17 protein-coding genes are annotated in these 20442 nt (G+C 70.7%); 5 read left to right on the top strand and 12 right to left on the bottom strand.

Annotated features, from left to right (window positions below; genetic code table 11):
* Window position 1 precedes the first annotated feature (1 nt).
* A complete protein-coding gene (locus AB0K18_RS34160; RefSeq protein ID WP_364922748.1) occupies window positions 2-4195 on the bottom strand; it encodes a HAMP domain-containing protein in 4194 nt (1397 codons plus the stop codon).
* A 471-nt stretch (window positions 4196-4666) separates the two neighbouring features.
* Between AB0K18_RS34160 and AB0K18_RS34155 the strand changes: the two genes are divergently transcribed.
* The gene (locus AB0K18_RS34155; protein WP_364922745.1) at window positions 4667-5860 is read left to right on the top strand and encodes a GAF domain-containing SpoIIE family protein phosphatase; all 1194 of its coding nucleotides are present in this window, start codon (window positions 4667-4669) and stop codon (window positions 5858-5860) included.
* Window positions 5861-5974: 114 nt separating this feature from the next.
* Here AB0K18_RS34155 and AB0K18_RS34150 read toward each other — a convergent pair whose 3' ends face one another.
* The 3 genes from AB0K18_RS34150 to rho form a co-directional block, all read right to left on the bottom strand.
* Complete coding sequence (locus AB0K18_RS34150; protein ID WP_364922742.1) at window positions 5975-7741, bottom strand: prolyl oligopeptidase family serine peptidase; 1767 nt, start codon at window positions 7739-7741, stop codon at window positions 5975-5977.
* Between the two features lie 144 nt (window positions 7742-7885).
* A complete protein-coding gene (locus AB0K18_RS34145) occupies window positions 7886-8914 on the bottom strand; it encodes a putative RNA methyltransferase (protein WP_364922739.1) in 1029 nt (342 codons plus the stop codon).
* Between the two features lie 20 nt (window positions 8915-8934).
* On the bottom strand, window positions 8935-10035 hold the full coding sequence (rho, locus tag AB0K18_RS34140) for a transcription termination factor Rho (RefSeq protein WP_364922895.1): 1101 nt from the start codon (window positions 10033-10035) through the stop codon (window positions 8935-8937).
* A 429-nt stretch (window positions 10036-10464) separates the two neighbouring features.
* On the opposite strand from rho, the gene AB0K18_RS34135 reads away from it, so the two are divergent.
* Together AB0K18_RS34135 and AB0K18_RS34130 are read left to right on the top strand one after the other, a co-directional pair.
* Complete coding sequence (locus AB0K18_RS34135; RefSeq protein WP_355415261.1) at window positions 10465-10608, top strand: hypothetical protein; 144 nt, start codon at window positions 10465-10467, stop codon at window positions 10606-10608.
* 9 nt (window positions 10609-10617) lie between these two features.
* A complete protein-coding gene (locus AB0K18_RS34130) occupies window positions 10618-11361 on the top strand; it encodes an MBL fold metallo-hydrolase (RefSeq protein ID WP_364922736.1) in 744 nt (247 codons plus the stop codon).
* Between the two features lie 140 nt (window positions 11362-11501).
* Here the strand turns inward: AB0K18_RS34130 and AB0K18_RS34125 are convergent, their stop codons facing one another.
* Window positions 11502-13403: a nitrate- and nitrite sensing domain-containing protein gene (locus tag AB0K18_RS34125; protein ID WP_364922734.1), complete on the bottom strand. Its 1902-nt coding sequence runs from the start codon at window positions 13401-13403 to the stop codon at window positions 11502-11504.
* A gap of 62 nt (window positions 13404-13465) precedes the next feature.
* On the opposite strand from AB0K18_RS34125, the gene AB0K18_RS34120 reads away from it, so the two are divergent.
* Window positions 13466-13903, top strand: a complete 438-nt coding sequence (locus tag AB0K18_RS34120; RefSeq protein ID WP_364922732.1) for a hypothetical protein — start codon at window positions 13466-13468, stop codon at window positions 13901-13903.
* Here AB0K18_RS34120 and AB0K18_RS34115 read toward each other — a convergent pair whose 3' ends face one another.
* Window positions 13904-14263 (bottom strand): hypothetical protein, encoded by a 360-nt coding sequence (locus AB0K18_RS34115; RefSeq protein WP_364922729.1) that lies wholly within the window; start codon window positions 14261-14263, stop codon window positions 13904-13906. It lies immediately after the preceding gene.
* A gap of 75 nt (window positions 14264-14338) precedes the next feature.
* Here AB0K18_RS34115 and AB0K18_RS34110 point away from each other — a divergent pair, with 75 nt between their 5' ends.
* Window positions 14339-14866, top strand: coding sequence for a DUF6886 family protein (locus tag AB0K18_RS34110; RefSeq protein ID WP_355415269.1), 528 nt, complete (start codon window positions 14339-14341; stop codon window positions 14864-14866).
* On the opposite strand, the gene AB0K18_RS34105 is transcribed toward AB0K18_RS34110, so the two are convergent.
* From AB0K18_RS34105 to AB0K18_RS34080, 6 genes are read right to left on the bottom strand one after another with little or no spacing between them, the layout of a single operon-like run.
* Window positions 14841-15803 (bottom strand): 2-dehydropantoate 2-reductase N-terminal domain-containing protein, encoded by a 963-nt coding sequence (locus tag AB0K18_RS34105; RefSeq protein ID WP_364922725.1) that lies wholly within the window; start codon window positions 15801-15803, stop codon window positions 14841-14843. The two genes, AB0K18_RS34110 and AB0K18_RS34105, sit on opposite strands and share 26 nt — an antisense overlap.
* Before the next feature lie 19 nt (window positions 15804-15822).
* Window positions 15823-16551, bottom strand: a complete 729-nt coding sequence (locus tag AB0K18_RS34100) for a glycosyltransferase family 2 protein (RefSeq protein WP_364922722.1) — start codon at window positions 16549-16551, stop codon at window positions 15823-15825.
* A 60-nt stretch (window positions 16552-16611) separates the two neighbouring features.
* Window positions 16612-17154 carry an AAA family ATPase gene (locus AB0K18_RS34095; protein ID WP_364922719.1) on the bottom strand — a complete coding sequence of 181 codons (543 nt, stop codon included), beginning with the start codon at window positions 17152-17154 and terminating at the stop codon, window positions 16612-16614.
* Window positions 17151-18767 carry a lysine--tRNA ligase gene (gene lysS / locus AB0K18_RS34090; RefSeq protein ID WP_364922717.1) on the bottom strand — a complete coding sequence of 539 codons (1617 nt, stop codon included), beginning with the start codon at window positions 18765-18767 and terminating at the stop codon, window positions 17151-17153. Before lysS ends, AB0K18_RS34095 begins: the two co-directional genes overlap by 4 nt.
* A gap of 48 nt (window positions 18768-18815) precedes the next feature.
* A complete protein-coding gene (locus tag AB0K18_RS34085) occupies window positions 18816-19037 on the bottom strand; it encodes a hypothetical protein (protein WP_364566576.1) in 222 nt (73 codons plus the stop codon).
* Window position 19038: 1 nt separating this feature from the next.
* Window positions 19039-20376 carry a S8 family serine peptidase gene (locus AB0K18_RS34080; protein ID WP_364922714.1) on the bottom strand — a complete coding sequence of 446 codons (1338 nt, stop codon included), beginning with the start codon at window positions 20374-20376 and terminating at the stop codon, window positions 19039-19041.
* Between the last annotated feature and the right edge of the window lie 66 nt (window positions 20377-20442).

Here is a 20442-nt window from a genome sequence, read left to right as displayed (position 1 = left end):
ATCACGACCCTTCGGATGGTGCTGCGGACGCGTCTGAGGTGCTGCCACGCCCTCGGCTGAGCCAGCCGCGCAGGCGTTCGAGCAGACGGTCGACGTCGACGGGCTTGGGCACGTAGTCGGACGCGCCGGACGCGATGGACTTCTCCCGGTCGCCGCGCATGACCTTGGCGGTCAGCGCGATGATCGGCAGGTCGGCGAACTGCGGCATGCGCCGGATGGCGGAGGTCGTGGCCCAGCCGTCCATCTCCGGCATCATGATGTCCATCAGCACGAGCGCGACGTCCTCGTTCCGTTCGAGCTGTTCGATGCCTTCCCGTCCGTTTTCAGCGTAGACCACCGTGGAGCCGTGTCGTTCCAGCACGCTGGTCAGCGCGAAGACGTTGCGGATGTCGTCGTCGACGATGAGGATCTTCGCACCGTTGAGCGGGTCGTCGCCCTGCCACTGGCTGGGCGTCTCGACGGGCGGCTCGACCAGCTCGGGCATCGGCAGGTCGAGCGGCAGCGGCGGCTCGGGCGTGGCGGCGGCGGTGGGCACCTCCTCCGACGGCGGCGTCATGAGCTGGCGCCGCGAGGCGGAGCCGCCGTCGGTGGCGGCCAGCGGGCCGGTGTAGGAGGCGGGCAGGTAGAGCGTGAACGTGCTGCCCTTGCCGAGCTCGCTGTCGACGTGGATCTCGCCGCCGAGCAGCCGCGCGATGTCACGGCAGATGGCGAGGCCGAGGCCGGTGCCGCCGTATTTGCGGCTGGTGGTGCCGTCGGCCTGCCGGAACGCCTCGAAGATGACGTCGCGCTTGTCGGGCGCGATGCCGATGCCGGTGTCGATCACCTGGAACGCGAGCAGGTCGTCGGCGTCGTGCAGCGTGTCGTCGTCGAACTGCACGCCCGGCGGCGGCGTGGAGACGCGCAGCTTGACATCGCCGCGCGGGGTGAACTTGACCGCGTTGGACAGCAGGTTGCGCAGCACCTGCTGCAGCCGCTGCTCGTCGGCGCGCAGTTCCTGCGGCACGTCGGGCTCGACCTCCACGTGGAAGGCCAGCCCCTTGTCCTGGGCCAGCGGCGCGAACGCGGCCTCCAGCAGGTCGACCATCTTCGGCAGCGAGACCTGGATCGGGTGGATGTCCATCCGGCCTGCCTCGACCTTCGACAGGTCGAGCATGTCGTTGATGAGCTGCAGCAGCGCCGAGCCCGCGCTGTGGATCGTGCGGGCGAACTCGACCTGCTGGGAGGTCAGGTTGCCCTCGGCGTTCTCGGTGAGCAGCTTGGCCAGCACCAGCAGGCTGTTGAGCGGCGTGCGCAGCTCGTGCGACATGTTCGCGAGGAACTCGGACTTGTAGCGCGAGGAGACCGCGAGCTGCTCGGCGCGCTCCTCCAGCGTGCGGCGGGCCTGCTCGATCTGGAAGTTCTGGATCTCGATGGCGCGGTTCTGCTTGGCCAGCAGCGCCGCCTTGTCCTCCAGCTCGGCGTTGGACCTGCGCAGCTCCTCCTGCTGGCGCTGCAGCTCGTCGGAGCGTTCCTGCAGCTCGCGGGTGAGCCGCTGCGACTCGGTGAGCAGGTCTTCGGTGCGGGAGTTGGCGATGATCGTGTTCATCGTGACGCCGATGGTCTCGACGAGCTGCGTCAGGAAGTCGAGGTGCACCTCGCCGAACGGCGTGAACGAGGCCAGCTCCAGCACACCGAGCACGCGGTTCTCGAACAGGATCGGCAGCACCACGATCTGCGCGGGCGTGGAGCGACTGAGCCCGCTGTCGATGGTGATGAACTCCGGCGGCACGTCGTCGAGCACGATGTGCCGGCCCTCGGCCGCGGCTTGCCCGACGATGCCCTCGCCGATGGCGAAGCGCCGGCGCGGCCCCCGGTCGGGGCGTACGCCGTAGCCGCCGATGAGGATCAGCTCGTGGTCGCCCTCGGGGTCGATGCTGTAGAAGGCGCCGTAGCGGGCCGAGACCAGCGGGGTCAGCTCGCTCATCGTCAGCTTGGCCACTTCGAGCAGGTCGCGGTGGCCCTGCATGAGCCGGGAGATGCGGGCCAGGTTCGACTTGAGCCAGTCCTGCTCCTGGTTGGCCTGCGTGGTCTCGCGCAGGCTGCCCACCATGGAGTTGATGTTGTCCTTGAGCTCGGCCAGCTCGCCCTGCGCCTCGATGGCGATCGAGCGGGTCAGGTCGCCGCGGGCCACGGCGCTGGTCACGGTGGCGATGGCGCGGATCTGGGTGGTGAGGCTGCCCGCCAGCTCGTTGACGCTCTCGGTGAGCCGCTTCCAGGTGCCCTCGACGCCCTCGACGCGGGCCTGGCCGCCCAGCTGGCCTTCCGTACCGACCTCGCGGGCGACTCGGGTGACCTCGGAGGCGAACGACGAGAGCTGGTCGACCATGCGGTTGACGGTGGTCTTGAGGGCGAGGATCTCGCCCTGCGCGTTGACGTCGATGCGGCGGGTCAGGTCGCCGTTGGCGACCGCGGTGGTCACCTCGGCGATGTTGCGCACCTGGTACGTCAGGTTGTTGGCCATCGAGTTGACGTTGTCGGTGAGGTCCTTCCAGACGCCCGACACGCCCTTCACCCGCGCCTGGCCGCCGAGCTGGCCTTCGGTGCCCACTTCACGGGCGACACGGGTCACCTCGTCGGCGAAGGACGACAGCTGGTCCACCATCGTGTTGAGGGTGTCCTTGAGCTGGAGCATCTCGCCCTGGGCGTCGACGGTGATCTTCTTCGACAGGTTGCCCTGGGCCACCGCCGAGGACACCGCGGCGATCTGGCGTACTTGGGAGGTGAGGTTGTTGGCCATCGAGTTGACGTTGTCGGTGAGGTCCTTCCAGACCCCCGACACACCTCTTACCTGTGCCTGCCCGCCCAGCTGGCCTTCCGTGCCGACCTCGCGGGCGACTCGGGTCACCTCGGACGCGAACGACGACAGCTGCTCGACCATCGTGTTCATGGTGGACTTGAGCTCGAGGATCTCGCCCTGCGCGTCGACGTCGATCTTGCGGGTGAGGTCGCCGTTGGCGACCGCGGTGGTGACCTGCGCGATGTTGCGCACCTGGTACGTCAGGTTGGCCGCCATGGAGTTGACGTTGTCGGTGAGGTCCTTCCAGACGCCCGACACGCCCTTGACCTCGGCCCGGCCGCCCAGTTTGCCCTCGGTGCCCACTTCACGGGCGACTCGGGTGACCTCGTCGGCGAAGGACGACAGCTGGTCCACCATCGTGTTGAGGGTGTCCTTCAGCTGCAGGATCTCGCCCTGGGCGTCGACGGTGATCTTCTTCGACAGGTTGCCCTGGGCGACGGCCGTCGCCACCGTCGCGATGCTGCGCACCTGCGAGGTGAGGTTGTTGGCCATGAAGTTGACGTTGTCGGTGAGGTCCTTCCAGACGCCGGACACGCCGGTCACCTGCGCCTGGCCGCCCAGCTGGCCCTCGGTGCCGACCTCGCGGGCGACGCGGGTGACCTCTTCCGCGAAGCCCGAGAGCTGGTCGACCATCGTGTTGACGGTGTTCTTCAGCTCGAACATCTCGCCCACGGCGTCGACCGTCACCTTGCGGCTCAGGTCGCCCTTGGCCACGGCGGTGGTCACCACGGCGATGTCGCGCACCTGCGCCGCCACGCGCGAGGACATCGTGTTGACCGCTTCCGTCAGGTCGCGCCAGCTGCCCGACATGCCGCGCAGGTTGGCGCTGCCGCCCAGGCGGCCCTCGGTGCCGGCCTCGCGCGCCACGCGGGTGACCTCGGAGTTGAACAGCGCGAGCTGGTCGACCATGCCGTTGATCGCCTTGCCCAGCCGGCGCACCTCGCCGCGCGCCGACCTGTCGAGGTCGATGCGGCGCGACAGGTCACCCTTGGCGACCGCGTCGATGACGTCGGCCGCGCCGCTCACCGGGCTCACCAGGGCGTCGATGAGCTGGTTGACCGACTCGACGCTCTCCGCCCATGCGCCGACCCCTGGCCCGGGCGACAGCCGCTCGCCGAAGCGGCCTTCCTTGACCACTTCTTTACGTACGCGGGTCAGCTCGTTGGCCAGGTGTTCGCGACGGTCGGCCACTTCGTTGAGCAGCAGCCGCACCTCGCTCAGGATGCCGGGAGGGGCATGAGGAACCCGACGCCGGAAGTCGCCGTCACGCCAGGAGAAGAGAGTCTCCAGGATGGGCACGAGATCCGACTCGGTGTACGTCCTCTCCTCCGGGCTTGGCTCGGCCTTGGCCGTGGTCATGGGGCCTCCTTCACTCGCGGCTGGCTCCGGCGAGTGATTCAAGTCTGTCACGATGAGTAGCTCGTAGTCCTGTCCTTGGATTTACCCCAAGTCAGCGGGAAGTGTGGTAGGCACGTGAGGATGACTGCTTCTCCCCATGCGGTGCTCGCTGCGACGTTCGCGCCCGGCGAGGCCGCAGTGACGGCTGCGATGAGGTTCACGCGCGAGGTGATGACCGCGTGGGCCACTGGCGGCATGCTCCACACCGCCGAGCAGGTCGCCGGAGATCTTACCGCGCAGGCCGCTGACGAGCCGTTTGAGGTGATTTGGAAGCATTTCGGGGACGCAGTCCAGGTCGAGCTGCGGCAGCGAAACCTCTCCCAAGCTGATCCGAAGGCTCCTTCCGTGCACGTCGAGGAGTGGGGAGTCACCTTTGCGGGCGATTCCCGTGTCCACTGGGCAAGGCTCACGCTACCCGGCTCCACGGACAGCATGGCAGCCGAATGGATGGAGGAGAGCAGCAGAGGGCCCCACTGGCTGGGCTTCCTCGCCGACGCCAGCGACCTGCTCGCCGGCACGCTCGACCCCGACATGGTGCCGGCCATCATCGCCCAGGTCGTGGTGCCCCGGCTGGCCAACTGGTGCGCCGTCTACACCTCCGACAACAACGCGCCGCCGCGCCTGGTCTATCTGTGGCACGCCGACGAGGCGCGCATCGACGGCCTGCGCGAGCAGCTCACGGAGATGGACGTCGCCGCCGCCGACACCAGGGTCACCTCCGCCATCCACCTCGCCGAGTGGCAGGTGCTGGCGGTGCCGCTGATGGCCCGCGGCCGCAGCCTCGGCATGATGTGCCTCGGCCGCCCCGACCGCTTCCCCGACGAGGTCATCCAGTTCGCCGACGACATCGGCAGGCGCGCGGCGCTGGCCATGGACAACGCCCGCCTCTACGCCCAGCAGGCCGCCGCCAACCGGGCGCTGCAGCGCAGCCTGCTGCCGCCCAACGAGCCCGAGGTGCCCGGCCTCGACTACGGCGTCATCTACGAGCCCGCCGGCGAGGCCAACGAGGTCGGCGGCGACTTCTACGACCTGTTCAAGGCCGGCGACGACTCCTGGCGCTTCGCGATCGGCGACGTGTGCGGCACGGGCCCGGAGGCCGCCGCCGTCACCGGCCTGGCCCGCCACACGCTGCGGCTGCTGGCGAGAGAGGGTTACGGCGTGGCCGCCGTGCTCGGCCGGCTCAACCAGGCGATCCTGGAGGAGGGCGAGCGGGCGCGGTTCCTCACACTGCTCCACGGCGACATCACGCCGGTGGCCGACGGCGGCATGGAGGTGCGCCTGGTCTCGGCCGGCCATCCCGAGGCGCTGCGGCTCAAGCCGAGTGGCAAGGTCGAGGCGGTCACCACCCCGCAGTCGCTGCTCGGGGTCTTCCACGAGGTCATGTTCGAGGCCGACACCATCCGGCTCGACCCCGGTGACGTGTTGCTGGCCGTGACCGACGGGGTGACCGAGCGCCGCTCCGGCGGGCGGCTGCTCGACGACGACGGCGGCCTGGCCAAGATGCTGGCCGAGTGCGCGGGCCTGTCGGCCAGGGCGGTGGCCGAGCGCATCCGCAGGGGCGCGGCCGAGTTCGCCTCCGAGCCGAGCGCCGACGACCTCGCGATCGTGGTGCTGCGCGCCCGCTAGCGCCTGCCCGATCATGGCGGGCCCGGGTTCTTGCTGCTCACGTACGTTCTTCCAGCCGGGGAACAGGGTGCCGTGATGCTGACACGTTCCCTGACCAGAGGTCAAGCCCTCTCGTCAGGGGCACCCGACGTGCCTGCGCGCGAAGTCGAGCTGCAGGGCCGTCTGCGCGATGCGCTCGGAGACGACCAGCGAGCCGCGGATGGCGTCGTAGGTGTAGACCTCGTGCTCGCGGCCGTGCTCGGCCAGCCTCGCCACGTACTTCTCGATCTGCCGCAGCGGGCAGCGCGTGTCGTTCTCGCCGGCCAGGATCAGCAGCGGGGCCTTGATCTGGTCGACGTACGTGATCGGGGAGCTGGCCGCGTACCGCTCGGGCTGTTCGTCGGGCGAGCCGCCCAGCAGCGCGCGGTGGTAGGCGCGCAGGCTCTCGGCCTCGTCCTCGTACGACGTCTGGTGGCAGGCGATCGGCACCGCGGCGATGCCGCACGCCCACAGGCCGGGCTGGGTGCCGAGGCCGAGCAGCGCGAGGTAGCCGCCCCAGGACGTGCCGGCCAGCACCGTACGCGTGCCGTCCACGATGCCGTGATCGACGACCCACTCGCGCACGGCCGCCACGTCGGCCAGCTCGATGTGGCCGACGTCGCCGTGCAGCGCGTCGCGCCAGTCGGAGCCGTAGCCGGTGGAGCCGCGGTAGTTGACCCGCACCACCGCGAACCCGGCGTCCACCCAGGCCGCGACCTCGGGCGAGAACTCGTCGCGGTCGTGCGAGGTCGGCCCGCTGTGCAGCAGGAACACCGCGGGGTAGGGGGCCGTGCCGGTCTCGGGCCTGGACACCAGGGCGTGGATGCGCCCGCCCTCGCCCTCGACGTCGATGTCCTCGACGGGCACGCTCGGCGGCGCGGGCGGCCCGCCGGCGTTGAGCACGACCTGGCCGCTGGTCGAGCGGATGACCGGCGGGCGAGAGGCGCTGGACCAGGAGTATTCGACGTGGCCGCCGGGCCTCGGCGCGGCCTCCTCGATCACGCCGTGCGGCGTCTCGATGAGAGTCAGCCCGCCGCCTCTGAGGTCGTAGCGGTGCAGGTAGGTGCGGGCGCGGTCGTCGCGCAGGATGAGCAGGCCGCGGCCGTCGTCGTACCACTCGGCCGACAGCTCGCCCGAGTCGCGCAGCCAGATCTCGCGCTGCTCGCCGGTCGCCGGGTCCCAGACGAGGGGCTCGTTGCGGCGGCGGCGCTCGTGCAGGGCCAGCAGGCGGCGGTCGCCGGCGACGGGGGCGAAGCTCAGGCCGACCACGCCCTTGCCTGGACCGTCGTGCAGCTCGCCGACCACGCGGCCGTCCTGGCGGATGACGCGCAGCGCGGGGTGACGGAAGTCGCCGTACTCGCCGTGGTTGATGGCGATGAGGGAGCCGTCGAGCGACATGGCGGCCACCCAGGCGGCCTCGGTGTGCTCGTAGAGGGTCTCGGCGGGCGCGCCCGGGCGTACGAGGTGCACGCGGAACCTGTCGCCGCTGGCCAGGCTGATGGCGGCGGCGCCGGTGGTGGACAGCGCGATGCCGCTGGGCTGGCCCGGCTCCAGGTCGGTCGCGACCGGCTCGCCCTGGCCGCCGGTGAACGGCTGGCGCCACCATCCGCCGAGCTCGTCACCGTCGGTGTCGGCGAACCAGTAGATCCACTGGCCGGTCGGGTCGATGGCCGCGTACGCGGTGCCCTTGGGCTGGTCGGTGACCTGGCGGGTGGTGCCGGCGACGCGGTCCCAGGCGTAGACCTCCCACTTGCCGGTGGCGTTGGAGCGGTAGATGGAGCGGTTCGGGGCCTGGCGCGCCCAGAACGGCAGCGTCATGCGCGACGCCCGGAACCTGGCCTGCCAGCGTTCCTCCGCCTTCATCCGGTGCGCCCCCTCCCATTGATGTCCCGCGCCCCGGGGCGTGGGATGTCGTCCAGTATTGCGCCTGTGCCGGGGAAATTCTCCGAGAATGTGGGGGAATTTCGGACTAAATGCCCCATCAGTAACACCAGTCGCACAGGCCCGTCAAGAAACAGATCTTGATCGGGGCGCCGGTTCGAAGATAGACAGCTGAAACGCCGCACGGGTTACTACACCCTGCTTTCCCGCGGCGACATTCTCGGCCACAAATGCGGCAATTCGCGTATCAAGCGTGTCCGGCTCGCTATGCCACGCGTTCGGGCCCATGCCGACGACCTGGGCGATGTCACCATGCCCCAGCTCCATCTCGAACTCGATCGAGCGCCGGTCGATCTCCACGAAACCCTCGAGGCTGCGTGCCACCCTGCGCTCCTTCTCCTCGTCCACCGAGAGCAGCCCCAGCTGCTCGACCAGCGGACTCAGGTGATGCGGCGCCGGAGTGACGACCACCGCCGCGCCGCCAGGACGCAGGATGCGCCGGAATTCGGGCCCGTTCCTGGGCGCGAACACGTCGATCACCACATCGGCCACCCCGCTCCTGATCGGAAGCGGGCGCCACACGTCGGCCACGAACGCCCCTGCCCTGGGATGCACCCGCGCCGCCCGGCGTACAGCGTGCTTCGACACATCGAACGCCATCCCGATGCCATCGTTCATCGCATTGAGCACGGCCGCCAGATAGTGCCCGGTGCCCGTGCCTGCGTCGACCACCACCGGCGAGATCCTGCCCACCACGCCACGGTCGTCGACGATGCCCGGCTCCTGCCCGGAACCTCCTGGTCCCGTGCCGTCACCGGCCTCCACTCCCGCCCCACGGTACGCCCTCAACTCCGCGCCGTCATTCGTTTCGGTGGAGGACTCATGTTCTGCTGGAACGATTCGGCTGCGGACGGCCTCGGCGAGCGCGTCGGCGAGCGGTGCGTAATGTCCTTTGTCGAGGAATTCGGCCCTGGCCGCCACCATCGCGGCGCTGTCGGCGGTGCCCGGCGGCCGCGATCCGACCAGCAGGCTGACGTATCCCTGCCGCGCCACGTCGAAGGAGTGCCCGGCCGCGCAGCGCAGGGCGGCGCCGTCCAGCCGGAGATCGGCTCGGCAGACGGGGCAGATGAGGTGTTCGACGATGTCGGCGAGCATGCGGCCATTCTGGTGCACGCTCAGGCGGCGGCGGCTTCCAGGAGGAAGGCGGCGTTGGAGGGCGTCGAGCGCAGCCGCTCCACCAGCACCTCCATCTTGCGGGTCCGCTCCATCGCCGACAGCGAGCGGCGCAGCCGCCAGACGATCTGCCGCTCCTGGTCGTGCAGGAGGATCTCCTCGCGGCGGGTGCCCGAGGCGTCGAGGTCCACGGCGGGGAACAGCCGCCGCTCGGCCAGCTCGCGGGTCAGGTGCAGCTCCATGTTGCCGGTGCCCTTGAACTCCTCGTACAGGCTGTTGTCCATGCGGGAGCCGGTGTCCACGAGCGCGGTGGCGATGATGGTGAGCGAGCCGCCGCCCTCGACGTTGCGCGCGGCGCCGAAGAAGCGCTTCGGCGGGTAGAGCGCGCGGGCGTCGATGCCGCCCGTCAGCACGCGGCCGCCGTTGGGCGCCACGTTGTTGTACGCCCGCCCGAGCCTGGTCAGTGAGTCGAGCAGCACCACCACGTCCTGCCCCGCCTCGACGAGCCGCTTGGCCCGCTCGATGACCAGCTCGGCGAGCGCCGTGTGGTCGCGGTCGGGGTGGTCGAAGGTGGAGGCGTAGACCTCGCCGTCGATGCGGGCGCGCATGTCGGTGACCTCCTCGGGCCGCTCGCCCACCAGCAGCACCATCAGGTGCACCTCGGGATGGTTGCGGGCGATCCCGGCGGCCAGGGCCTGCATGACCATCGTCTTGCCGGCCTTGGGCGGAGCCACGATGAGGCCGCGCTGTCCCTTGCCGATGGGGGCGAACAGGTCGATGACGCGGGTGCTGAGCGACTCGGTCTCGATGCTCAGCCGTTCGGTGGGGTGGATGGGGGTGAGGGCGCCGAAGGCGGGCCTGTCGTGCCAGCCGGACAGGCCGTTGACCGACTCGACGCCGACCAGCTTGTTGCCGGCGAAGCGCGCGGTGACGTGGTCGCCGGGGCGCAGGTCGTACTGGCGGAGTTTCTCGGGCGGGACGCGGACGTCGCCGGGTCCCGGCAGGTGAGCCGCCCTGATGAAAGCGGATTTGTCGTGTACGTCCAGCAGGCCGCTCACAAGGCGGACCTGAGCGGACGAACGCTGCTCGGGAATGGTGTGCACAGACATGGTGGGCCCCTTTGAGGGAGATGCGCCAGATCGTGCGTCACGATCGGCGGGTGGTGAAAGAGCGGGCCGCCGCCGTCCAGTGGAAACCGGAAGAGAACGGGCGAAGCCCGAGTCGAGAGAGATCGAAGCGGAGCAGAAGCTCAACGCTTGGTGGGAACATACCACACGATCTGGCTCATACAACGCCTAGCCCTGTTGGGCTATTCCGGGGTCGTTCTCGTGTCTTCGCCCACGCGGAAGTCTCCGGCGAGTGACAATGTTCTTCGTAGCACCGGCCCGTGAGGAAAATTACCGCAGCCGGTGTATCGAACGGCACAGAGCCCCCATCGGCGCAGCGTCATCGTGTCAAGTGGCATGCAGGATCCCTGCAACTCGATGAGGGTTCCATAGGCACATACGAAGAAGACTCCTTGGGGGAGCACCATGAAGACCGTCAGCCGCTGCCCGCGGTGCCACCACGAGCTCGACGAGGGCCCGATCATCTACCGCTGCGCCAACTGCCGCCGCGCCGTCTACGCCGCCGACATCGAGAACGAGTACGTTCCCCGGCAGCCCGTCGCCGCCTAGTCTGGGCGGATGCCGCACCAACCGATCATCACCGGCTCCGGCGTCGAGGTCACACCCCTCTGCGACGCCGTCGGGCCCATGGGGCCGTCGATCCGCCGCCCGCCGGCCGAGCTGTTCCCCGGCTCCGGGCTTCCCGACGAGCCCTGGGTCCTGCACTTCCACTGCTACCTGCTCCGCGACGCCGCCGACCGGCTGACCCTGGTCGACACCGGCATCGGCGCCGCGGACTCCCCGGCCTCCGGCTGGGCGCCGGTCCCCGGCACGCTGAGCGGCGAGCTGGCCGCCGCGGGCGTCACGCCCGCCGAGATCGGCACGGTCATCCTCACCCACCTGCACAGCGACCACGCCTCCGGCACGGTCGCCGAGGGCAGGCCGGTGTTCGAGAACGCGCGCCACGTGCTCCAGCGGGCCGAGCTGGACGCCGCCGCGGGCCGCATGCTCGACGAGGTCGTCACCCCGCTCAAGGACCAGCTCCACGTCGTCGAGGGCGACGTGGAGGTCGCACCTGGCGTCCACGTGCACGCCACGCCTGGCCACACCCCCGGGCACCAGATCGCCCGCGCGGGAGAGCTGGCCATGACCGGCGACCTGGTCCTGCATCCGGTGCAGCTCGCCGATCCCGCGATCCGCTACCTCTACGACGATGATCAGGAGACGGCCGCGCGCACCCGCGCCGACGTGCTCGCCGGGCTCAGTGCCGAGCGGGCGATCCTCGCGACGGCCCATTTCAGCGAGCCGTTCCACCGCCTCTGACGCCGCTTGGAACGCCGGGCCGATCCCTCGGCAAGGCCCGATCCCTCGGAAAGGCCCGATCCCTCGGAAAGCCCGATCCCTCGGAAAGCCCGATCCCTCGGAAAGCCCGATCCCTCGGAAAGGGCCGCTCCCTCGGAAGGTCAGCGGCCGGCCATGGCCGGCTGGTCCGCGAGGAGCGACGACGGCAGCGCCACCGTGGCGGTCAGGCCGCCGTACGGCGAGGACACCAGCCGGACCTTGATGCCGTGCCTGGCCGCCAGCCGGGACACCACGAACAGGCCGAGCCGGTCGCTCTGCGCGAGGTCGAACTCGGGGGTGTTGGTCAGCCGGTCGTTGAGCTCGTCGAGCTCGACCCTGGGCAGCCCGAGCCCCCGGTCCTCCACCTCCACCACCATGCCGTGCGGGCTGAGCGCGCTGCGCACGTCCACGCGGGTGCTGGGCGGTGAGAAGAGGGTGGCGTTCTCGATCAGCTCGGCCATCAGGTGGGCCACGTCGGTGACCACGGAGCCGATGAGCGCGACGGGCGGCGGCTGCAGCACCTCGACCCGCTCGTACTCCTCGACCTCGGCGACGGCGGCGCGCAGCACGTCGTGCACGGACACCGGGTTGCGCCAGCCGCGGCCTGGCGTCTGGTCGGACAGGATGATCAGGCTCTCGGCGTGGCGCCGCATGCGGGTGGTGAGGTGGTCGAGTTTGAACAGGTCGGACAGCGTCTCCGGCGCCTCCTCGGCCCGCTCCATGCTGTCGAGCTGCAGGAGCTGGCGGTGCAGCAGCGACTGGTTGCGGCGGGCCAGGTTCACGAAGACCTGGCTGACGCCGTGGCGCAGCCTGGCCTGGTCCACGGCGGCCTCCACGGCGGTGGCCTGCACGTCGTTGAACGCCTGCACGATGTCGCGGACCTCCGTGGTGTCCGCCTCCACCTGGAGGGGCGCGACCTCCTCGGCCGTGGGCGGCTCGGTGTTCGTCCGCAGCCGCTTGACCAGCCCGGCCAGGCGTACCTCGGCCAGCTCGGTGGCGGCGTCGCGCAACGCGGCCAGCTCGCGGACCAGCCGCTTGCGGAAGCGCAGCGAGAGCAGGATCGAGGCGACGACCGCGAGGAGGCCGGCGCCGGCCGCCACGCCGATCTTGATGAACATGGCGACCGCGTCGGGCGTCACCCGATCAGCCAGCGTCTTGGTGGACGTGGTCTGGTTGTGCTGGACCGCGGCCCACAGGTTCTCGCCGTCGATGGGCCAGGTGGCCGCCGCCGCGGACAGGCCGTCCTTCGGCGACTGGTCCTTGACGGCGTCCTCGGCCTCCAGCCACTCCTTGTAGACCGGCGAGGCCGCCAGCCGCTCGTACGACGCCCGCAACCCCCCGTCCAGGTACGACATCGCCTGCGCGTAGAGCAGCCGCCTGGTGGCCACCATGCCGGTGAACGCCTCCCGCTCGCGCCCGTCCACCCGGCCCCTGGCCAGCACGGCCGCGATCACCGCCCGCTCGCGGGAGAGCACCTCGGTGGCCTCGCCCATCGTGATCAGCGCCTTGGCCTGCTGGTACAGCGTCATGTCGGGGACCAGGATCATGCTGTCGTACAGGCGGAAGGAGGCGTCGGCGATCTCGCTGTAGCCGTCGATGACGTCGATGGGCTCGACGACGGAGGCGTCCACCTGACGGCGGATGTCGATGATCTGGGCGAGCCTGACGTTGAGCGCGCTGAGCTGGTTGAGCATCTCGGGCGGCAGGTCGCGGACGCGGGCGGCCGACGTCTGGAAATGCGTGATCGCCTGGTCGGTGGCGCGGCGCTGCTCGACCAGCTCGTCGGAGCCGCGCCCGTTCATCATGAGCCCGACGGACAGCAGCCGCTCGTTCTGCAGCGCGATGTTGACCTGCACGGACGGGCCGGTGAGGTTGTCCGACATGTCCTTGGCGGCCAGCAGGCGCAGGCCGTCGCCGCCGGTCAGGCCGGCCGCGAACGCCCACAGGCCCACCAGGGACAGCAGGGGGACGAGCAGGAGGACGAGCAGCTTGACGGTGATGGGGCGGCCACGCGTGGGGGGCATGCGACCTCCGGGTGCATGATGAGACCGCCTCGCAGATTACACCCCCCTTTGAGAGGATTTCCGTGCGTCTTCCGCGATCTTTCTCCGGCTGGACCATCGGCGTCTTCGGCGTTCTGGCCTTCGCGCTGGGTCTGCTCGGGCTGCTCTCGCCCGGCACGATGCTCACGATGCTCGGTTTCGAGGTGCCGGAGGCGCGGGCGGCCGGCGACTACACGCTGGTCTATCTGGCCGCCTCGTCGATGGCGGCGGTCAACATGGGCGCCTACTACGTCTTCGCCGCCTGCGCGGACTACGTGCCGTTCTTCCGGTGGACGGTGCCGTTCCGGCTGGTCACGTTCACGGTGTTCACCACCCTCGTGGTGACGGGGGCCGCGCCGTCCGAGTTCATCGGCGTCGGGGTGTGGGAGGGGCTGGGGGCCGTGATCACCGGGGTCGCGCTGTGGCGCGAGGGCAGGCTGCTGCCCTCGCGCCACCACGCAGATGCCAGACCAGGCGCCTGACTAGCGGCGTTCCTCGGCACGACCGGCGACCAGGTGGTCGCCCTTGGTCGTCGTGTGCTCGCGCTCGAGCCGCCGTTCCAGGTCGCGCTTCTCGTCCTCCAGCCGGGCCACCCGGTCGGAGGCCTCGGCCCTGGCGCTGCGCAGCCGGCGCCGCTGCCGGGCCGTCCTGCGCGAACCCGAGCCCATCAGCCACAGACCCACCAGCAGGAGCGCCGCGGCGGCGGCCCCCGTGAGGAACATCTCGACGTGGCCGAGCTCGAAGGTGTAGCCGAACAGGATGTACCTGGAGCTCTGCTCGAAGAGCACCAGGGCGAAGGCGGCACCGGCGAGCAGGATCAGGAGCAGTCCCAACACGATCATCCAACTCACCCCTTGTCGGAAAGAGAGGCTCTCCACTGCCCGGAGATCGGCGGGATATGCGCGAAGATGACGTTCATGAGACCAGCGCCAGGGGAGGTCCTGCACTTCTCGGAAGACCCGGCGATCGACAGGTTCGAGCCGCATGTCGCGCCGACCAGCCGGCAGAGCGAGCCCTACGTGTGGGCGGTCGGCCACGACCGCTGCCCCGACTACTGGTTCCCGCGCGCCTGCCCCCGGGCGATGGCGTGGACGGGACCGCGCACCACCGAGCACGACGCGCTGCGCATCCTCGGCGCCGGCTGCGGGCCGCGCGTGCACGCCGTCGAGTACGCCTGGCTCAAGGCGATCATGGACGTCCGCCTCTACGCCTACCGGCTGCCCGCCGGCACCTTCGAGCCCATCGGCGACCCGCCGCACGCCATGGTCTCGACGGTCCCCGTGACGCCGCTCGGCCCGCCCGAGCAGGTGGGCGACCTGTTCGAGCTGCACGAGGAGGCGGGCATCCAGCTCAGGGTGCTCGACAACCTCTGGCCGTTCTGGAACGAGGTGACGGCCAGCACCCTGGAGTTCAGCGGGATCAGGATGCGGAACGCGCGTCGATGAGGGCGCGCACCTGCTCCGGCGTCATCGAGCCGGGGGCCAGCCGCTCGCGCGCGACCCGGTTGGCCTCCCGCCGCAGCGTCTCGTTGACCGGTGCGGGCACGCCGTGCTCGCGGCCGATCAGCACGATCTCGCCGTTGAGGTAGTCGGCCTCGATCGAGCCGCTGCCCCTGGCCAGGCTCTGCCAGGACGACCCGCCGCCGCGCTCGACGCCCTCGATGGGCCGGGCGTCCACCTTGTGGCCGCGGACCGCGGCCTCCTCCGTGGGCGTGTGGTAGGCGATGCCGGCCCGGTCGAGCACCGTACGTGCCTCGTCTCGCGCCAGCTCGGCCAGCTCCGCCATGCCGGGCGCGTGGCCGACCAGCGCCTCGACGGCGTTGCCCAGGTTGCCGAGCAGCTTGAGGTATTTCCAGCGCATGACGTCGTCGGACGCGTGTGCCACCAGGCCGTGCTTGCCGAGGCCGGTGACGATCTGCTCGCCGAGCTCGTCCACTCCCTGGGGATAGCGCCCGACGTGCAGCATCCCCGAGTACGGGTACGCGTGCGCCGCGATGGTCCCCGGCGCGGGGATCTGGGCCGGCAGCCACACGCACATGCCGTAGACCCGCTCGAAGCGCCGCAGCGCCATGCGTTCGTTGGCGACGCCGTTCTGGGCGCAGACCACGGGCAGGTCGGACGACCACGGGGCCAGCGCCGCGACGGTGTCCTGCGACTTCGTCGCCACGATGAGCACGTCGCCGTCGCGGGTCGGCACGGGACCATCGGCGGCGGGCACGGGCAGGGTCTCGGTGCTGTCGGGGGTGAGCAGGCGCAGGCCGTCACGCTTGAGAGCCTCGTAGTGGGCTCCGCGCGCGATGAGGACGACCTCGTGCCCGCCTTGGAACAGGCGGGCGCCGATGGTGCCCCCGACCGCTCCTGCTCCGATGACTATGTAGCGCATTGTCCGAGGATGTCACTCCTCATTTGGCCAGCGCCACCTGGGTGTGCGCGGTGACGGCGGAGCCGCGCGAGCGCTCGCGCCAGATGGTCCGCAGCACCCGCCAGCCGTCGCGGACGGCGTGCAGGTTGCTGGCGCCGTGGATGCGGGAGCGCTCGCGGCTCGGGACCTCGCGGATGACCAGGCCGGCCTGGGCGGCGCGGACGTTCATCAGGGTCTCGATCTCGAATCCGTCGCAGTCCAGGTCGAGCACCTCCAGGTGGCGCCGCCAGAAGGCGTTGTAGCCGTAGCAGAGGTCGGTGTAGCGGGTGCCGTAGAGCAGGTTGGTGATGCCGGTGAGGAACCTGTTGCCGAGCGACCGGATCGGGCTGAGGTCGTCCGAGCCGCCACCAGGGGCGTACCTGGAGCCCTTGGCGAAGTCGGCGCCGTTGATGAGGGTGGCGACGAAGGAGCGGATCTCCCTGCCGTCGGTGGAGCCGTCGGCGTCGATCATGACGATGATGTCGCCGCGGGCGGCCTGGAAGCCCTCGATGAGCGCGTTGCCCTTGCCGCGCCGGGTCTGGACGACGACCCGGAGACCGGGGCGCAGCCTGCGCGCGACGGCGACGGTGTCGTCGGTCGAGTTGCCGTCGACCAGGATCACCTCGTCGATCCAGTCGGGCAGCGTGGCGAAGACGTGAGGAAGGTTCTCGGCCTCGTTCATCGCGGGGACGATGACACTGACGCTCGCGGCGAAAGGCGGCTTGTTCATGGACCCAAGGTTGACCCGAACACATGCAAGTCACTTGCCAATGCCTTGCATAGATCGCGGTTATTCCGGCGGGCCGGCTATTTGTCCTTCTTCGGCCCGGAAAATGATCTCATCGACGGTCTCCTCGGCCGTCTGATGGGAGGTGTCCAGCCAGAGGCCGATGCGCGGGGTCTCGTCCCGGAGGGCCGCATCCAGCTGGGAGATCGTCCAGCCGCCGCCGTATCCGGATTTGGCGCGGGCGGCCTCGCGGCGCGCGACGGCGGCCGGATCGGGCGCCAATACGATCACATAGAGCGGCCGCGAACGAATCATTTCCGTGAATCGCTGCAAATCCCCGCCGATAATCACATCCTGAACAATTGCCGTGAATCCGGCGTCAAAATACATATCGGCTGTGGTGGCCGCCAGACGATAACGCAGCCGGAGCTGGCGCACCGCTTCGTCGCCGGCCTCCGGCGTCATCTCGGCGCGCCCGCCGACCACCATCCGGCGGAACACGTCACCGCGTACGTGCGCGGCGCGCGGCAGCCGCTCGGCCAGGGCCTGGGCCACGGTGGACTTGCCCGCGGCCGAGACCCCGGTGATCACGACGACGCCCTTCAAGCGCCCACCAGCTTGCGCACCCGGTCGGCGCCCACGGCCATCAGCAGCGTGGGCAGCCTGGGACCGGTGTCGCGGCCCACCAGCAGCTTGTAGAGCAGCGCGAAGAAGGCCCGCTGGGCCGCCTTGAGCTCGGGCGTCGCCTTCGCGTCGGCCGGCAGGCCCGCCTGGAGCTTCGGCACGCCGTAGACCAGGTCGGTCAGGCCGTCGAGCGTCCAGTCGTCGAGGCCGTCGGCCAGCAGCCGCAGCGCCTCGCGGTCGTCGGCGCCGAGCGAGTCGAGCAGCTCCTGGTCGGGCGATTCGCGCACGCGCGTGCGCGAGTCGGCGGGCAGGTGCTCGTCCACCCAGTGCTGCGCCCGGTCGAGCCTGGGCCGCGCCTCATCGAGCGTCTCGGCGCCGTCGAGGTCGCGCAGGATGCGCAGGGTCTGCTCGGCGTGGCCGGTGGTGATGTCGAGCACCGAGGCCAGCGTGCGGTAGGCGACCGGGTGGGGCGTGGCGGGCAGCGGGCCCGCCGCGGTGGACACGGCCCTGGTGTACGCCGCCAGCTCAGCGGGCTGCGCCTGCCCGCCCGCGACCTTGCGGCCCAGCGCGTCCCACTCGTCGTAGAGCCGCTGGATCTCGTGGTCGAAGGCGATCTTGAAGGACTGGGCGGGCTTGCGGCGGGCGTACAGCCAGCGCAGCACCGGCGCCTCCATGATGCGCAGCGCGTCGGACGGCGTCGGCACGTCACCCTTCGAGCTGCTCATCTTGGCCATGCCGGAGATGCCGACGAAGGCGTACATGGGGCCGATGGGCTGCTGCCCGCTGAACACCTCGCGGACGAGCTGCCCGCCCACGACCCACGCCGACCCCGGCGAGTGGTGGTCCACTCCTGAGGGCTCGAAGACGACCCCCTCGTACGCCCACCGCATCGGCCAGTCGACCTTCCACACCAGCTTGCCCCGGTCGTGCTCGGCCAGTCGCACGGTCTCGCCGAAGCCGCACTCGCAGGTGTAGGCCAGCTCGGTGGTCTCGTCGTCGTAGTTGGTGACCGTGGTGAGGTCGCGCCCGCACAGGTCGCAGTAGGGCTTGTACGGGAAGTAGTCGCCGCCGCGCGGCGGCTCGCCCTCCTTGGTGCGGTAGCGGGAGAGCACGCCGTCGATCCTGGCCCGCTCGCGCACGGCCAGCAGGATCTGCTCGCGGTAGGCCCCCGACGTGTACTGCTCGGTCTGGCTGATGGCGTGCACCTCGACGCCCAGCTCGGCCAGCGCCTCGGCCAGCGGAGCCTTGAAGTGCTCGGCCCAGGAGGCGTGGGGGCTGCCGGGCGGCGCGGGCACCGAGGTCAGCGGTTTGCCGATGTGCTCGGCCCACGACGGGTCGATGCCCGCGGGCACCCTGCGGAAGCGGTCGTAGTCGTCCCACGACAGCAGGTGGACGCACGCGTGGCCGCGCCGCCTGATCTCGTCGGCGACCAGGTGGGGCGTCATGATCTCGCGCAGGTTGCCCAGGTGGATCGGGCCGGACGGGCTCAGCCCCGAGGCGCAGACGATGGGCCGGCCCGGGGCGCGCCGCTCCGCCTCGGAGATCACCTCGTCCGCGAACCTGGAGACCCAGTCGGTCTCCTTACTGTCAGCCATCGCAGCATTGTCGCGGGTCGGCACGGGTGAAGCCAACGCGTTACGCGATCAGCCGGGGTCGTGCGGCTCGATGCGGGGGTCGGAGAAGACCTCGGCCAGCTCGTGACTGACCCGCCTGGCCGCCTCCTCGGTGACCCGCAGCACGTGGCGGCCGGGGGCGACCGCCACGAGACCGAAGCCGGCGTCGGCGTCGTCGTCGGACAGGCCGAGCAGGCGCAGCGCGTCGTCGAGGGTGGCGTCGGGCGGCAGGCGGATCTGGATGATGGCCATGTCAGGCCGCCCGGGTGCGGTTGTGGCGGGCGAGTGCGGCGAGCACGGCGGGCGGGTCGATGACGCCGAAGCCGTAGTCGTGGTCGAAGCCGACCGTGCTGCGGTCGTCGGCGGTGCGGTGCAGCAGCGTACGGAGCTGGGCGGGCGTCAGCTCGGCCGCCGGGCGCCCGGTCCTGACGGCGGCCACCACGCCGGCCGCGACGGGGCAGGCCGCCGAGGTGCCGGTGTCGGCCGGGCCGACCGCCTCCGACCCGGCGAAGTGCGTGTAGGCGCACAGGTCGGGCTTGCGCTCCGACAACCGGCCAGGGCCCTGGGAGGAGTAGCCGACCCGCTCGCCCCGCGTGTCCACGCCGCCGACCGACAGCACCGACGGATGCGAGTTGGCGCCGGTGATGGGCCGGTCGGCGTAGCCGCAGCGCCCGTCGGGGCACTCGCGCCCGCAGTTGCCCGCCGAGAACAGGATGTCGGCCCCCGCCGCCTCCAGGCTGCCCACGATCAGGTTGAACGGGTGCGCCGGGTTGTCGGAGTAGTTGCCGGGGTGTCCCGGCGGGAAGTCCATGTCGGGCGAGAACAGCCCCCAGCTGTTGCTGACCACCAGCGACCTGGACTCGGCCGGCATGGCCCGCAGCACGCGGTCGAGGTGGGCGTAGGCGGCCACGGCGTCCGACAGCAGCCCGTCGGCGAGCGTGCCGCCCTCGCGCCTGCTGAGCAGGACGGGGATGTCGATCAGGGTCGCCTTGGGCGCGGCGAGCAGCACGTCGAACGCGCACATCGAGCCGTGGCCCACCGGGTGGCGGCCCGGCCGCGCGGGCACGCCGGGCGGGCTCCAGCTGCGCTGCGCGTCGAGCGTCACGTCGTGGCCGATGCGGGCCGCGACGTGGCCGGTGTTGACGCCGCCGTCCACGACCGCGACCGTCACGCCGGCACCGTCGTGGCCCGCCGACCACAGGTCCTCGACGTGCAGCAGCCGCCTGACCTCCGCCCAGTCGCCGACCGGGCCGTCGCCGCCGCAGGTCGGGCTGGGCTGGATGTAGGGGTCGGCGAAGACACCGGTGACCTCGCGTACGGAGGAGGACAGCAGCGCCGAGCGGGTGGCCAGCTCGCCGTCGGAGATCTCGCCCCTGACCAGCACAGAGGCGTCCTCGGGCGCGAGCGAGAACTGCATGCGCTGGTGGGGCGAGAGCGAGAGCGGGCGGGGGACGGCGACCGGCTCGTACGCCGGGTCGATGAGGACTCCTGGCAGGTCGCCGGCGACGTCGGCCGCCACGCTGCGGACACCGGAGTCCATCACCGAGGCGACGATGTCGGGGGCGGGCCGGAGCTGGATCAGGACACGCATGGGATCCCCTTGAGGTTGCTGTGACCGAACGATTACACATCGTAATCGTGCCCGGTCTCCTCAAGG

It is taken from the genome of Nonomuraea sp. NPDC049421, assembly GCF_040677005.1.
GTDB lineage: Bacteria > Actinomycetota > Actinomycetes > Streptosporangiales > Streptosporangiaceae > Nonomuraea > Nonomuraea salmonea.
Note: the sequence above shows the minus strand (reverse complement) of the source record. Positions and strands in the feature narration are given on the sequence as shown.